General features: G+C 72.8%; 14 protein-coding genes. 8 read left to right on the top strand and 6 right to left on the bottom strand.

The window, feature by feature from the left end:
• The first annotated feature begins 50 nt into the window (after positions 1 to 50).
• The 6 genes from ACRAKI_RS23875 (at position 51) to mmuM (ending at position 5,392) form a co-directional block, all read left to right on the top strand.
• Positions 51 to 1,433, top strand: a complete 1,383-nt coding sequence (locus ACRAKI_RS23875) for a hypothetical protein (RefSeq protein ID WP_447002742.1) — start codon at positions 51 to 53, stop codon at positions 1,431 to 1,433.
• 41 nt (positions 1,434 to 1,474) lie between these two features.
• Positions 1,475 to 2,149: a hypothetical protein gene (locus ACRAKI_RS23870; RefSeq protein WP_447002741.1), complete on the top strand. Its 675-nt coding sequence runs from the start codon at positions 1,475 to 1,477 to the stop codon at positions 2,147 to 2,149.
• Between the two features lie 190 nt (positions 2,150 to 2,339).
• A complete protein-coding gene (locus ACRAKI_RS23865) occupies positions 2,340 to 3,023 on the top strand; it encodes a polysaccharide deacetylase family protein (RefSeq protein ID WP_447002740.1) in 684 nt (227 codons plus the stop codon).
• A gap of 353 nt (positions 3,024 to 3,376) precedes the next feature.
• Entirely contained in the window at positions 3,377 to 3,886 is a 510-nt protein-coding gene (locus ACRAKI_RS23860; RefSeq protein WP_447002739.1) for a hypothetical protein, read from the top strand.
• A 16-nt stretch (positions 3,887 to 3,902) separates the two neighbouring features.
• A complete protein-coding gene (locus ACRAKI_RS23855; RefSeq protein WP_447002738.1) occupies positions 3,903 to 4,505 on the top strand; it encodes a phosphoribosylanthranilate isomerase in 603 nt (200 codons plus the stop codon).
• A complete protein-coding gene (gene mmuM / locus ACRAKI_RS23850; RefSeq protein WP_447002737.1) occupies positions 4,502 to 5,392 on the top strand; it encodes a homocysteine S-methyltransferase in 891 nt (296 codons plus the stop codon). Before ACRAKI_RS23855 ends, mmuM begins: the two co-directional genes overlap by 4 nt.
• Before the next feature lie 7 nt (positions 5,393 to 5,399).
• On the opposite strand, the gene ACRAKI_RS23845 is transcribed toward mmuM, so the two are convergent.
• From ACRAKI_RS23845 to ACRAKI_RS23830, 4 genes are all read right to left on the bottom strand, one after another.
• Positions 5,400 to 6,149, bottom strand: coding sequence for an SDR family oxidoreductase (locus tag ACRAKI_RS23845; RefSeq protein ID WP_447002736.1), 750 nt, complete (start codon positions 6,147 to 6,149; stop codon positions 5,400 to 5,402).
• Between the two features lies 1 nt (position 6,150).
• The gene (locus ACRAKI_RS23840) at positions 6,151 to 6,393 is read right to left on the bottom strand and encodes a hypothetical protein (protein ID WP_447002735.1); all 243 of its coding nucleotides are present in this window, start codon (positions 6,391 to 6,393) and stop codon (positions 6,151 to 6,153) included.
• A 133-nt stretch (positions 6,394 to 6,526) separates the two neighbouring features.
• Complete coding sequence (locus tag ACRAKI_RS23835; RefSeq protein WP_447002734.1) at positions 6,527 to 8,026, bottom strand: PP2C family protein-serine/threonine phosphatase; 1,500 nt, start codon at positions 8,024 to 8,026, stop codon at positions 6,527 to 6,529.
• A gap of 5 nt (positions 8,027 to 8,031) precedes the next feature.
• Positions 8,032 to 8,754, bottom strand: a complete 723-nt coding sequence (locus tag ACRAKI_RS23830; RefSeq protein ID WP_447002733.1) for a GAF and ANTAR domain-containing protein — start codon at positions 8,752 to 8,754, stop codon at positions 8,032 to 8,034.
• 294 nt (positions 8,755 to 9,048) lie between these two features.
• Between ACRAKI_RS23830 and ACRAKI_RS23825 the strand changes: the two genes are divergently transcribed.
• Positions 9,049 to 9,372 (top strand): cytochrome ubiquinol oxidase subunit I, encoded by a 324-nt coding sequence (locus ACRAKI_RS23825; RefSeq protein ID WP_447002732.1) that lies wholly within the window; start codon positions 9,049 to 9,051, stop codon positions 9,370 to 9,372.
• A 66-nt stretch (positions 9,373 to 9,438) separates the two neighbouring features.
• Here the strand turns inward: ACRAKI_RS23825 and ACRAKI_RS23820 are convergent, their stop codons facing one another.
• Positions 9,439 to 10,788 (bottom strand): metallopeptidase TldD-related protein, encoded by a 1,350-nt coding sequence (locus ACRAKI_RS23820; protein ID WP_447002731.1) that lies wholly within the window; start codon positions 10,786 to 10,788, stop codon positions 9,439 to 9,441.
• Positions 10,785 to 12,263 carry a TldD/PmbA family protein gene (locus tag ACRAKI_RS23815; protein ID WP_447002730.1) on the bottom strand — a complete coding sequence of 493 codons (1,479 nt, stop codon included), beginning with the start codon at positions 12,261 to 12,263 and terminating at the stop codon, positions 10,785 to 10,787. Before ACRAKI_RS23815 ends, ACRAKI_RS23820 begins: the two co-directional genes overlap by 4 nt.
• A gap of 209 nt (positions 12,264 to 12,472) precedes the next feature.
• On the opposite strand from ACRAKI_RS23815, the gene add reads away from it, so the two are divergent.
• On the top strand, positions 12,473 to 13,531 hold the full coding sequence (gene add / locus ACRAKI_RS23810) for an adenosine deaminase (RefSeq protein WP_447002729.1): 1,059 nt from the start codon (positions 12,473 to 12,475) through the stop codon (positions 13,529 to 13,531).
• Positions 13,532 to 13,798 lie beyond the last annotated feature (267 nt).

Genomic DNA, 13,798 nt, shown 5'->3' with positions numbered 1-13,798 from the left:
TTGCCGCATTCCGGGATCACCCGACCGGTAGCCCCGATAGGTTGCCGACCATGGACAACGTGGCGGCACGCCGTCAGCTCGGCTGGGTCTGGGGCGTGACCGCGTTGGCGGTGGTGGCCCTGTTCAACATCGGCTCCCACGGCCCTTACCTGACGGGGACGTACCGCACCTCGATCACCTTGTCGAGGTACAGCGTCCCGGAGTTGGGGCTCACCCTGGTCGCGACGATCGTCGGCCTCTGGGTCGTCCGGCGGTGGTCGTGGCACTGGCCTTGGCTCCTGGTCGCGGGCGCGTTGGGCAAAGTGCCCGAGGTGGTCAGGTCCGAGAACCACTTCCTGAGCGACCGGCCGAGCGTGTACTACGTGGTCTCGGCTGCGGGTGCGGCCGGGACCGCGTTGATCGTCCTCGGCGTGCTGTGCGCCGCCTCCGCGTTGGCCTCTGCCGGTTGGGAGGGGCACGGCGCCGCTCTGTCGGGCGTGGCGGTCGGGACGATGCTGTTCGGCACGGTGCTGCTCGGACTGCACTGGCTCGACCGGCCCGACCGTCCCGCCCTGATGAACTACAGCTTCGCCGCGCTCGGCCTGCTCGGCGGTGTCCTGGCTGTGTACGCCGTGCGCACCGGCCGGATAGCCCGACCCGAGCACCCTTTGCTCACCGTGCGCACCGCGATCGTCGGCACGGTGGCGGCACTGCTCCCGGCGGTGTTGAACGTGACCGGTTTCCTGCTGTACGGCGCGCTGCCGGTGGTGGGCCTGCCGAACAGCGGTGCGGGGGTGCTGACCCTGCTCTGCGCCTGTGGACTGGCGGTGTTGTCGGGCTCGGGCATGGTGCTGCGCGCCGCGACCGCGGGCCTTGTCCTGTACGCCGTCGCCGCGCCGCTGATCCTGGGCCACTACTTCACCGCCGGCCAGATGACGACGGCGTGGCCGTGGGCCTTCGCCGGACTCGTCGTCGGGGTGGCGGTGGGCCGCAGCCGGCACCGAGCCGTCCTGGCCGCACTGGCCTGCGCCGGGCTCGGCTTCGTGATGGCGACGATGGGAAAGGTGACCGGGACGTACATGGAGATGGTGACCAACGAGCCGTTGATCATGCCCGCCGAACCCCTGATCGCACTGGTCGTCGCCGCCGCGACCGCCACCGCCACTGCTGTGGCCCCCTTCGCCTCGCACCACCGTGCGCTCCCTGTCGTGCTGGGGCCGCTGCTGATCGGTTTCGTGTCCTCGATCCGCGGGCTGGTGCAGGTCTTCATACTCGACGATTCGACCACCACCGCCCTGCCGGAGGCGGCGCAGACCCGGACGTGGGCGGTTCTCCTCGGCATCGCCACCGTCATGCTGGTGGTGATCGCCGTGCTGGACGCGAGACGTCCCTTGGTCGCACGATCGGGCGACGCCGCCGGTGAAGAGACCGGAATTGTCGGTGCTGGTCATTAGCTTTCGGGTCGGGGATCCAGACCGATCAGGGGGAGTAGGACGTGGCCACCGGGTTCATCACCAAGAACGGCCGTCGCATACCGCTGAACAACGGCAAGAAGGGCGGAGGTGGCGCGGCCGTCGCGGCGGTGGTCGTCGTGCTCGGCCTGGCCGGGTCCGGCGGAGCGGCCGGCGGGGCCGGGTTGTTCGGGTCGGCTCCGGGCGGTTCGCCGGGGTCGTCCAGCGTGGCCGCGCGCAAGGTGGAGGGGCAGAAGGCGGCGAAGCGGGGCGACCGTGACGGCGCGTGGCAGCGGATGGGGATGCGGCGGCTCGACGAGAAGCTGCGGACGCAGCTGGAGTGCCTGTCGGTGTCGCACGGCGAGGTCGCGGAGTTCTTCACCCACACGCCCTGCACCTCGCTGGACCGGATGGTGATCGCGGTCGCGGACGACGTCGCCAACAGCGCGGTCGTGTCGGTGGTCTGGGTCGGTTTTCGCAACGCCCGTGACGTGGGGGAGTTCGAGCGGATCGAGGACGTGCAGGGCAGCGGTGACATCCGCCCGCTCGGCGCGTCGTTGCTCGGCCTGGCCGACATCACGTTCACCGGCCTGAACTACGGGGCCGTGACCAAGGGCAGATCCATCACCATCGCCGAAGCGGAGACCGCGACCGGCCACGTCGACGCCGCGACGCTCGACGCGCTGGCCGAAGTCGCCGCGCACTTCCCCCGCGTCTGACCCCCGTGTCCGACCTCCGCTCCCGGCTCCCGCTCCTGACTCCCGCACGTGGCCGCCGCGCCAGTCGGCGCGCACCAGTCGAGACACGCCAGTCAAGACTCGAAACATCCGCGAAACTGCTGGCACCCGGCCGAACCACGACCTGATAGTTGGCCGCGCCCTCAGGGCGTCCGACGAAAGGGGTTTCACGATGAAGTGGAGAACCGTGGTCCTGACGACGGGCCTGGTGCTCGGGCTGGCCGCCGCGCCGGCCCAGGCCGGTCAGCCGGACGAGGGCGGGGCCGTGGTGGTCGACTCGACCCGCCACGGTGGCCGCACCCTCGCGTTGACGTTCGACGACGGCCCGAACCCGGTCGACACGCCGCGTCTGTTGAAGGTGTTGCGCAAGCACCACGTGAAGGCCGTGTTCTGCCTCTGGGGCGACTTCGTGGAAGCCCACCCGGAGCTGGTGCGCGCGATCGTCGCGGGCGGCCACAAGCTGTGCAACCACACGATGCACCACGACAACATGGGCACGTGGACGCCGGAGCAGATCAAGGCCGACCTGGAGGAGACCAACGCCGCGATCCGCCGCGCCGTGCCGGGCGTGCCGATCCGCTACTTCCGCGCCCCGTACGGCAGCTGGGGCCAGACGCCCCAGGTGGCCGCCGAGCTCGGGATGACGTCGATCGGCTGGCGCCTGGTCATCTCCGACTGGGAGCCGCCGGGCACCGACGAGCTCGTCCGGCGGGTGATGGAAGGCGTCACGGAAGGCGCCGTGGTGCTGATGCACGACGGCCCCCACGACCGCGGCCAGACGGTGGACGCGGTCGAGCAGGTCATCCCGAGGCTGCGCGCGGACGGCTGGCGCTTCGACCTGCCGGCCCGTCGCTGACGTAGCCGCCGACGAGAACCCCTGTCGTCGGGCGCGGCGTCCCCACGACGCCGCGCCCGACGGGGCGATCACCTCGGCCACACCGGATTGCCGCGGACGCCTGACTACCGCGGACGCCGGAGCAGGAGGTCGGCGGCCCGAGGACGTGCCGGATGCCGCTGTCGTCCCCGCCACGCGTCCCCGCCACGCGTCCCCGCCACGCGTCCCCGCCACGCGTCCCCGCCACGCGTCCACGCCGAGCCGCGCCTTCTTGGCCGGCACCGGCGCGATCCGCCGCACGTAGGCGCTGTCCGGCCGGGTGTGCACCAACCTGCAACCCGGCGTTGCGGGTCGCGCAACGCCGGCGGACACTGATGGGCCTGGCCGAGGAGCCGCTGTGGGCGGACGTGGCGAACGGCCTGGTCCGGCCTGCCGTGCGGCACGGTCGCTACGCGGCGATCGGCACGCCGCCGTGGACGGTCCGCGACGACCACCCGTCCGTGCTGTACGCGCTCGGGGTCGTCCCCGACACCGGTTTCATCGACCACGCGACCATGCGTGCGACCCTCCACGACGTCCTCGCCGAGTGGGACTGGCCGAGCACGTGGGGCTGGGACTACCCGGCGATGGCCATGACCGCCACCCGCCTCGGTGAACGCCACGCGGCCGTGGACGCGTTGCTGCTGGACACGCCGAAGAACCACTACCTGCCCAACGGGCACAACCGGCAGTCCCACTGGTTGCCCGCGTACCTGCCCGGCAACGGTGGCCTGCTCGCCGCCGCCGCGCTCGTGGCCGCCGGCTGGGACGGCTCGCCGCCGTGCCCGGGCTTCCCCGCCGACCGCTGGACCGTGCGGCACGAAGGGCTGCTCGCAGCGCCATGACGCTACTGTTCGGCGCATGTACGTGAAGTTGTGCGGGCTGCGGACCGAGGCCGACGTCGCCGCCGCCGTGGACGCGGGAGCCGACGCGGTCGGGTTCGTGCTCAGCGCCAGCGTCCGGCAGGTCGACGTCGACACGGCGCGGCGGCTGGTGCGGGAGGTGCCGCCGGGCGTCCTCTCCATCGGCGTGTTCAGCGGGGTCGCGGCGGCGGACGTCCGCCGGCTCGCCGAGGCCTCCGGGATCGGCGCCGTCCAGTTGCACGGCGACTACCCGCGGGCCGCGTTCGACGAGGTGGCGGCCGTGGGCGTGCCCCTGGTCCGGGCGGTCGCGCTCAAGGCGGACACCGATGTGCGCGTCGGGGCCTTCGGCGAGCGGATGCTGCTGCTCGACTCGCCCGTGGCGGGCTCCGGGCACCGGTGGGACCTGACCGCGCTGGAAGGCGCCCGCCCGGAGGGAGACTGGCTGCTCGCCGGCGGGCTCGGGGTGGACGACGTCGCCGAGGCCGTCGCCCGAGCGCGTCCGTGGGGCGTCGACGTGTCGAGCGGTATCGAGGCGAGCCGGGGTGTGAAGGACCACGGGCTGATGCGCGAGTTCGTCGCCGCGGCGCGGTCGGTCGCATGACCCTGTCCGACGCGCTGGCCAGTCGGGTGGTCGTGCTCGACGGCGGCCTGTCGACCGCGCTGGAACAGGCGGGGCACGACCTGTCCGACGCGCTCTGGTCCGCCCGGCTGCTGCTGACCGGCCAGGACGCGATCAGGTCCGCCCACCTCGCCCACTACCGGGCCGGGGCCGAGGTCGTGATCACCTCCAGCTACCAGGCCACGTTCGAGGGATTCGCGGATCGCGGGCTCACCCGGGCCGAGACGGCCGCCCTGCTGCGGGACAGCGTGACCGTCGCCCGGCAGGCGGCGTCCGAAGTGGACGGACCGCGGTGGGTGGCGGCGTCGGTCGGCCCGTACGGCGCGATGCTCGCGGACGGCTCGGAGTACCGAGGCCGGTACGGGTTGACCCGGCAGGAGCTGGAGTCGTTCCACCGCCCCAGGATCGAGGTGCTGGCCGAGGCGGGCCCCGACGTGCTGGCGGTGGAGACCATCCCGGACGTCGAGGAGGCGGAGGCGGTGCTCGGGGTGGTCGCCGGGTCCGGCGTGCCGGTCTGGTTCTCCTACAGCGCACGCGGCACGCGGACGTGCGCCGGTCAGCCGCTGGCCGAGGCGTTCGAGGCGGTGCGGGGCGTGGACGAGGTGGTGGCGGTCGGCGTCAACTGCTGTGACCCGGCCGACGTGGACGACGCGGTGGCGATCGCCCGGCGGGTCACCGGCAAACCGGTCGTGGTGTACCCGAACAGCGGTGAGCGGTGGGACGCCGTGGCGCGCGGCTGGATCGGCGCCCCGGCGTTCGACCCGCTGCGGGTGGCGGGGTGGGTGGACGGCGGCGCACGGCTCGTCGGCGGCTGTTGCCGGGTCGGGCCGGAGCTGATCAGGGGACTGGCCGCCGCCTTGTCGCGGTGAGCCGGGGTCAGCCTCGGCCGACGAGCGGCATCGTGGTCGCCATGACCGTCATGAACTGCACGTTGGCTTCCAGCGGCAGCCCGGCCATGTAGCGGACCGCGTCGACGACGTGGGCGACGTCCATCGTGGGCTCGGCGGCGGTCGACCCGTCCGCCTGGAGCACGCCCCGGCTCATCCGGTCGGTCATCGGCGTCGCCGCGTTGCCGATGTCGATCTGCCCGCAGGCGATGCGGTGCCGGCGGCCCTCCAGCGAGATCGACTTCGTCAACCCGGTGATCGCGTGCTTGCTCGCGTTGTACGCGATCGCGTCGGGTCGCGGCGCCCGGGCGGACACCGAGCCGTTGTTGATGATCCGGCCGCCCTGCGGCGCCTGCTCGCGCATCAGGCGGAAAGCGGCGCGGGCGCACAGGAACGAGCCGGTCAGGTTCGTGTCCACGACCTTCCTCCACTGCTCGACGGTGAAGTCCTCCAGCGGCGTGGCGGGCACGTTCGTCCCGGCGTTGTTGAACAGCACGTCGACCCGGCCCCACCGCTCGCGCACCGCGTCGAACAGCGCGTCCACGGACGCCTCGACCGTGACGTCGGTGGGCACCACGAGCACCGACCCGGCCGGCGCGCCGACGGCGGTCCCGGTCAGCGCGTCGGCCCGCCGTCCGGCGAGCGCCACGCGGTGACCGGCTTCGAGGAACCCTCGGGCGACCGCGCGCCCCACTCCCGAGCCGGCGCCGGTCACCACGGAAACGGGGTGGCCTGCCATGTCAGGCGGTGCGGACGCGGAACACCGCGTACGCGGTGGTGAGCGCCGGGACCGCGATCGCCGGCGTGGTGTCCTTGACCCGGACGTGGGCGACGACCGCGCCGACGACCTCGTGCGGGCCGGGTTCGACGCCGACGTGCTCGCCCTGCTCGACCGCCTTGGCCTGGCCGACGGCCTCGGGGATGCCGGCCGCCAGGTGGACCAGCGCGAGTGCGACGGCCAGTACGACGGTGGTGACGAACATGGGAGCGGGGTCTCCTGCTCAGCTCGACCGGGGCGCCGGTGCGAAGGGCTTCCGCCGTTCCGCGAGCCCGGTGCAGCTTATCCGCTCGACGTGTCGCCGGTTCGCCGGTTCGCCCGTGGGGACCACCTGATCGTCAGGGGAGCACCACTCGCGGGTTGGTCCAGCGGGCCAGCACGACGCTGGCGTCGTCCTGGAACACGCCGCCCTGGTGGGTGAGGATGGCCTGCATCAGCCGCCGGGCCGTCTCGGGCGGAGGATTGCCGGCGGCTGCTTCGCGGTGCAGGAAGTCAGCCAGTCGGGTCTCGCCGAAGAACTCGCCTCGCGCGTTCCGGGCCTCGGTGATGCCGTCGCTGTAGAGGACGAGCCAGTCGTCCGGCTGGAGGAGTTCCTCGGCGACGGCCCGTTCGCCGAGACCGAGGCCGAGGCCGAGAGGTGGCGTGTGCCCGGCGGTCAGCGGCTTCACCACCCGGCCGCCGCGCAGGATCAGCGGCTCGGGGTGCCCGGCGTTGAGGTAGCGCAGCCGTCCGGTGGCCAGGTCCACCTCGGCCAGGACGGCGGTGACGAACGTGCTGCGGCCGAACTGCGTGCTGATCGTCTCGTCGATGGTGCGGGCCTGCCCGCGGAGGTCTTGGCCGGCGTGGCGGGCCTGCCGGTGGGCGGCCAGGGCGGTGGCGGCGATCAGACCGCTGCGCAGGTTGTGCCCGACCGCGTCCAGCACGAGCAGGGTGGCGGTGGTCTCCGAGAGCGAGTAGTCGAAGACGTCGCCGTTCACGCCGTGCCGCGGCTCGACCACGCCGGTCACCACGAAGCTGTCCACCCCGGCGGTCAGCGGCGGCAGCAACGACCAGATCAGCTCTCCGCTGACCGTCCGCAGGGTGGGCAGGCGCACCAGGTCCACCGCGTCCCCGTACTGGGTGAGGAGGGTGACCAGGTGTCCCAGCAGCATGGACAGCCACCGGCACTGGGCGCGCAGGCCCGGGTCGTGCAGGTCGCTCGGGTCGTCCACCTGGACGTCCAGCACGCCCAACCGCTCCACGCCGTCCAGCAGCGGCACCCACAGCCGGTGCCGGCCGTCGGTCCGCGAGGGCAGGATGCGCACCTGCCGGAACGCCCGTCCGGGCAGCGTGCTGTCCACGCCCAGCCGCGCCCCGTCGTGCTCGCCGTCGTGCTCGCCGTCGTGGGTGCTGCCGGCCGACCATCGGTGCAGGTGGCGTTCCTCGTAGTCGACCAGGTACATCGTGATGCGCACGTCCAAGGCCTGGGCGGCGCCGTCGACCAGCAGCTTCAGCCGGTCGGGCGGGGCCAGTTCCGCTCCTTCGAGCAGGGCGACCAGCGCGGACAGCGATCGGCCGCGCGGACTGGTCTCGCGCGTCTGCCGGCTGTACTCGGCGCGGTGCGGCGGGGTCAACTCGTCCAGCCGCTCGTTGACCGCGTGGGCCAGGACGTCCGGTTGCAGCGGGGGCAGCTCGCCCAGCCCGTGCACGTACGCGTCGATCTCGACCAACCCGGCGTTGCCGCCCAGGGCGAAGTAGCGGAGCCACAGCTCCTCGATGGTCAGCCCGGCGTGTCGCAGGGCGGATGCGATGCTGTCCTGCTGCCGGTCGGCGCGGTGGTCGGCGCGGTGGTCGGTCATGGCGGTCAGCGGGGACGGCGGATCGTCGACCGGACCAGGTCCTCCGCCACATCGCGCAGGGTCCGGCGGCGGCGTTGCGCCATGTCGGCCAGCATCAGGAACGCGGCCCTTTCGTCGGCGCCGTCACGGCCCATCAGGATGCCCTTGGCGAACGCGACCGCGTCCCGCCCGCGCAGGGCGTCCGTGAGGTCGTCGCTGATCCGCCGCGCGTCCTCCGAGGTGCGCAGGTTGGTCAGCAGGATGGCCGCCTGCGTGGCGAACATGGTCAAGAGGTGTTCCTCCCGTTCACCGTGGATCCCGGGGCGGGAGCCGTAGACCTTCAACGCGCCCAACGTCTCCGCGCCCGCGGTCAGGGGCGCGCTGAGCGTCGACCGCAAGCCCGCCCCGGCCACCGCGCGGATCCACTCCGGCCACCGGTCCTCCCGCTCCAGGTCGTCGATGAGCACCACCGTCCGCTGCTCCCACGCCGTCAGGCACGGTCCCTGCCCCAGTTCGTACTGGAGGGCGTCGGCGCGCTCCACCACGGCGTCGGTCGCCGCCGCCGTCACCCGGTCGCCGTCCGGGCCCATCAAGGTGATGCCGGCACCGGCAGAGCCCGGGAGGCTCTCCTTCGCCGACGACGTGATCAGCCTCAACGCGGTGTCCACCGTCTCGCGTGACAGCAGCAGTCCGGAGACGCGGACGAACACGGCGGCCAACTCGTCGCCCGGCGACAACTCCGATGCCATCCGCACCACCCCCGGCCGGCCGAGGGTCGGCCGCTGCCCACTCGCCGCATACCCGACGCCGTCCAGTTCTAATCCGACGTCCAGCCGCCGCCTCGACCGGCCGTCGCCGCCCTGAGCGGGGCGATCCGCGGGCCACGCCGGCGCTGCGTCCAGGCCGGGGGAATCCCGTTCCCCGCTGGGTCTCCGGGGTACGCGGTGGGCGGCAGTCTGCTCTGCCCACATGGGAGGTCGTGTGGCCGCACTGGATCTCGTGGCCGCCGGTGCGGTGGACGACCTGCTCCCGCGCGGACGCAGATGGCGCTGTCGCTGGGCCGGCACATCGTCTTCGCGTGCTTCGGCGTCGCGTTCCCGGCGATCGTGGTGTTCACCGAGCCGGCGCACACGTGGGCCAAGGCCATGGGCGCGTCGTTCGCCGCCGGGGCCGTGTCGGGCACGTCGCTGTCGTTGGAGCTGGGCATCCCGTGGCCCGGTCTGGTGGACCGCTTCGGCGAGGTGTTCGGCTTCCCGTTCGTGCTGGAGGGGTTCGCGTTCTCGTGGAGGCGATCTTCGTCGGGGTGTACCTGTTCGGGTGGAACCGGCTGTCGCCAACCCACATGTGGCCGGCGGCGTTCATGGTGACGGGGTACCTGGTCGCGTCGGTGTACGCGGACCCCCTGTTCCGACGCCCGGCGCGCGATTAGCCGGTCACATCCGCGCAGCGACCGCGGTGAAGTCGGCGACCCGCACCGGGGGCATCGCCGTGCGGATCCGCTCGTCGTCCGGCTCGCGGGGCAGGGTGACCGACGTCGGCCCGACCTCCGCGATCCGGTCCAGCAGGTGCAGCGGGCTCTCGTTGAAGCGGAAGTCGCCGGTCGCGCCGATCACCTCGCCGTCGCGCACCACGTACACGCCGTCCCTGGTCAGCCCGGTCAGCCGCAACGCCCGCGCGTCCACCTCACGCAGGTACCACAGCGAGGTCAGCAGCAGGCCGTGCCGGGTGGAGGCGATCATCTCCGGCAGCGTCGGCCCACCGGGTGCGCCTTCCAGCACGAGGTTGCCGATGCGAGGTGTGACGGGGTGACCGGTGTACCGCGCGGAGGCCCTGGTGTGCACGAGTGCGGTCAGGACGCCGTCGGTGATCCAGCTCGTCGGGCCCAGGGCGAGGCCGTTGTCCGCCACGGACGTGTCCGCGCCCGACGCCCGCGTGACCACGAACGGGTCGCACTCCAGGCCCTCGTGCGCCGGGTCGCTGCGCAACGTCAGCGGCAGGGCGGCGAGCCGATCACCGAGCCGGGTGCCGCCGTCCGGCGCGGAGAGCGCGGTCCGGCAGTCCGCCGCGTCCCGTCCGCCGGCGGACCGGTACAGGTGCTTGACCAGGTCGGCCGTGCAGGACGGCGGGAGCAGCACCTCGTACCGGCCGGGCGGCACGTCGATGCGCCCGCGGCCCCAGCCGAGGCGCTGCTCCAGGTCGTCCAGCACGGGGTCCAGACGCAGGTCCGCGAGGTCGGGAACGTCCACCCCGACCCACGCGGATGAGGTCGCAGCGCGCGCTGTCAGCTCCACCACGCCGGAAGGCTGCACGTGCCGCAGCCGCACGCCCGCAGACGTCCCGAGCAGCGTCGTGCGGACCTCCTGCTCGGCGTAGCAGTGCAGGTCGAAGCGGTCGGCCCGTGCGAGGTCGGCCGCCACACCGCCGAGCGCACCGGGTGGCGCGGTGACGGCAGGCTCGTGCCAGTCCGGCGCCGGGGGTAGGTCGACCGCCGGGAGGGGCTCGGCCTCGGCACCGGACCGCCGCGCGGCCGTCGATGCGGCGTCCACCAGGTCGCGCACGGCCGTCCCGTCGAGCGCGCCACCCGCCGAGACCACACCCGCCGTGAGCCCTGACGTGATCACCGCGATGTGCGCCTGCCGGTTCAGCACGTGCCCGGCGCTCGTCGTCACCTCGCCGGCCCAGCGCAGGTGCGCGTGCGCCGTGTCGTCCACGATCACCACGACCTGGTCGCCCGGCCGTGCGGCGGCGAGCGCCCGTTCCACCAGTTCGTGGGCCGCGATCACGTCGCGTCGCCCACGTAGTGCACCGGCACGCGGGTGAACAGCGCCGAAGGACAGCTGTGGCTCGCCGCCGAGGCCTGCGTGGGCCGACCCTTGCCGCAGAGGTCCGCGCCGAACGCCGTCACCGTGCTCTGGTCGCCGAGCCCGGCCAGGGAGGACCAGAACTCGGTCGTGGACGAGTGGTAGGCGACCCCGGCGAGCGGCTCGGCGAGCCGGCCCGCGCGGATGCGGTGGCAGCGCTGGGCGGTGAACTGGAAGTCCGACCGGGTGGCGTCGATCGACCAGCTGTCCGACCCGGCGAGGTAGATGCCGTCCTCGACGCGGCCGATCAGGTCGTCGGTCGAGCACGGGGTACCGGACGGCGCGAGCGAGACGTTCGGCATCCGCGGCAGCGGCACGTGCGCGGCGGACTCGGCGTAGGAGCAGCCCGTGGACCTGGTCGCGCCCAGCACCGAGGCGGTGGACCGGTCGGACTGGAAGCCGGTCAGCAGGCCCCGCTCCACCAGCGGCCACGACTGCGCGGCGACGCCCTCGTCGTCGAAGCCGGTGGTCGCCATGCCGTGCGGCGCGGTCCGGTCGGCGGTCACGGTCATCAGCTCCGAGCCGTAGCGCAGCGAGCCCAGCAGGTCGGGCGTGGCGAACGTGGTGCCCGCGTAGCTGATCTCGTGCCCGAGCGCGCGGTCCAGCTCGGTGGCGTGCCCGACCGACTCGTGGATCGTGAGCCACAGGTTGGACGAGTCGATCACGAGGTCGTAGACGCCGGGCTCCACGGGCCGCGCGCCGAGTTTGGCGGCGAGCCGACCCGGCATGCCCGCCACCTCCCCCGCCCAGTCCCAGCCGGCGCCGCCCAGGTACTCCCACCCTCGTGCGGTCGGTGGGCCGACGGAGCGCAAGGTCCGCATCGCGCCGGTGCGCGGGTGCGTTCCGGTCACCACCACCTGGGGGTGCACGCGGACGCGCTGCTGCGTCGTCGTGGTGCCGGCGAGGTCGGCGTAGAAGCGGTTCTCCTGAGTGGCGACGCACAGGGCGAGCACCGAGGACACCGGCGCGGCGGCGAGCAGCGTGGTGCTCCAGTCCGCGAGCAGCGCCGCGCGGTCGAATTCGGGCACGTCGAACGGGTTCACGTCGTACGCCGACACCCACACCGCGTCGTGGTGCACCGGTTCCTCGGTGAACGAGGAGTCGGAGAGCCCGGACCGCGCGACTTCCCACGCGCGGTCCGCCGCGTCGACGGCCGCTTCCGCGGTGAGGTCGACGGTGGACGCGAAGCCCCGGCCCCGTGATGTGAACACCCGCACGGACAACCCGGTCCTGGTGGTGTCGGACGAAGTGGCGGTCCGCGCGTTCCGGAGCGTCAGGTGGCCGCTGCGGGTGCGCACGACCTGCACGGCGGCGTGGTGGGCACCGAGCCGCCGTGCGCGGTCCAGTGCGGCGTCGGCGAGCCGGCGCAGGGGAAGGGCGAGGAACGCGTCGTCCACCCGTGCCCCCTCCCTGCGGTCTGAGCTCGAAGACCTCCTCGATACTACTTAAAAATGAAGCTTGTGCAAACGGAGTGGAAGGCGGAAGGGGGATCTGCGGACAGGTGCACGTCCGTTGACGCGCGCTGTGCTCTGGGGCACATTGGGGTTGAGGAAGCTGTAGTGATGCGGGGTGGCGGACAGGACGCACGCTCGTGGACGATGGGGTCGTGACGTGGACCGACGTCGAAGACAGGTGGACGCCCGACCTGGAGGCGTTCGTCGCGGGACTGCCCAAGGCCGAGCTGCACGTCCACCTGGAGGGTGCGTTGCGCCCGGCGACGTTGCTGGACCTCGCCCGCCGCAACGGGAGCGAGTTCGCCGGCCTGGACGAGCGGTGGCTGGCCGAGCGCTTCCGGTTCCGCGACTTCCGGCACTTCGCCGACCTCTACACGACCTGCACCGACGTGTTCCGCGGTCCCGAGGACTTCGCCCGTGCGGTGGTCGAACTGGCCGCCGACCTGGCGCCGCAGGGCGTGGTGCGCGCGGAGGTCACGTGCTCCGCGATCACCCACCACCGCGATCGCGGCATCCCGCTGGACGAGGTGGTGGACGGGCTGTGGGCAGGTGCGGAGGAGGCGAGGCGCGACAGCGGTGTCGTGGTGCGCTTCGTCCTGGACCACGTCCGCGACCTGTCCACAGAGGACTGCTCGGTGACGGCGGAGTGGTGCGTGCGCGGCCGTGACCGGGGCGTGGTGGCGCTGGGGCTCGGTGGTTTCGAGCCGGGGCGGAACGCCTCGCTGTTCGCCGAGGCGATCCGGTGGGCACGCGAACGCGGTGTGCCGTTCGTGCCGCACGCCGGTGAGGCGGTCGGCGCCGAGGGCGTCCGCGACGCGCTGGTGTTCGACCCGGTTCGCCTGGGGCACGGTTTCCGCGCGGCCGACGAACCGGGACTGGTCTCGGAACTGGTGGAGCGCGGCACCGTGCTCGAAATCTGCCCCACGAGCAACCTCCGCACCGGCGTGGTGGCCGACCTCGCCGACCACCCGGCGCGCGACCTGCGCACCGCGGGTGTGCCGCTGGTGCTCGGTTCCGACGACCCGCTGCTGTTCGGCTCGTCCACGCTCGGCGAGTACCGGACCGCGGCGACCGGTCTCGGCTTCCGCCTCGCGGACCTGGTGGCCACCGCGCGCACGTCGCTGCTGGCGAGCCTCGTGGACGATGACGAACGCAGCCGCATGGTCGCGGCGCACGACGTGCACGTCGCGCGTTGGGGGGTGGGGGAGTGACCGCCGCCCCGCGCGGCGAACCGGGGCACCACGCGCCGATCACGACGCGCGGCGGCCCGACTCCGCATTCCGGCGGTCACCGGCCCTCGCGTTGACCCGTGCGCCGGCCGACGTGTCGACCGAATTCAGCAATCTACTGGTCACGTGCATTCGTGAGAAATGCGACGCGGTCGACGTCGTATTCCGCGTGCGCTTGAATTTCACCTCGGAGATCGTTGTCGATGATTGCCTACGGCAAACGTGTGAAACTGGTTGGACGGGTTGAAC

It is taken from the genome of Saccharothrix isguenensis (genome assembly GCF_052936305.1).
Note: the sequence above shows the minus strand (reverse complement) of the source record. Positions and strands in the feature narration are given on the sequence as shown.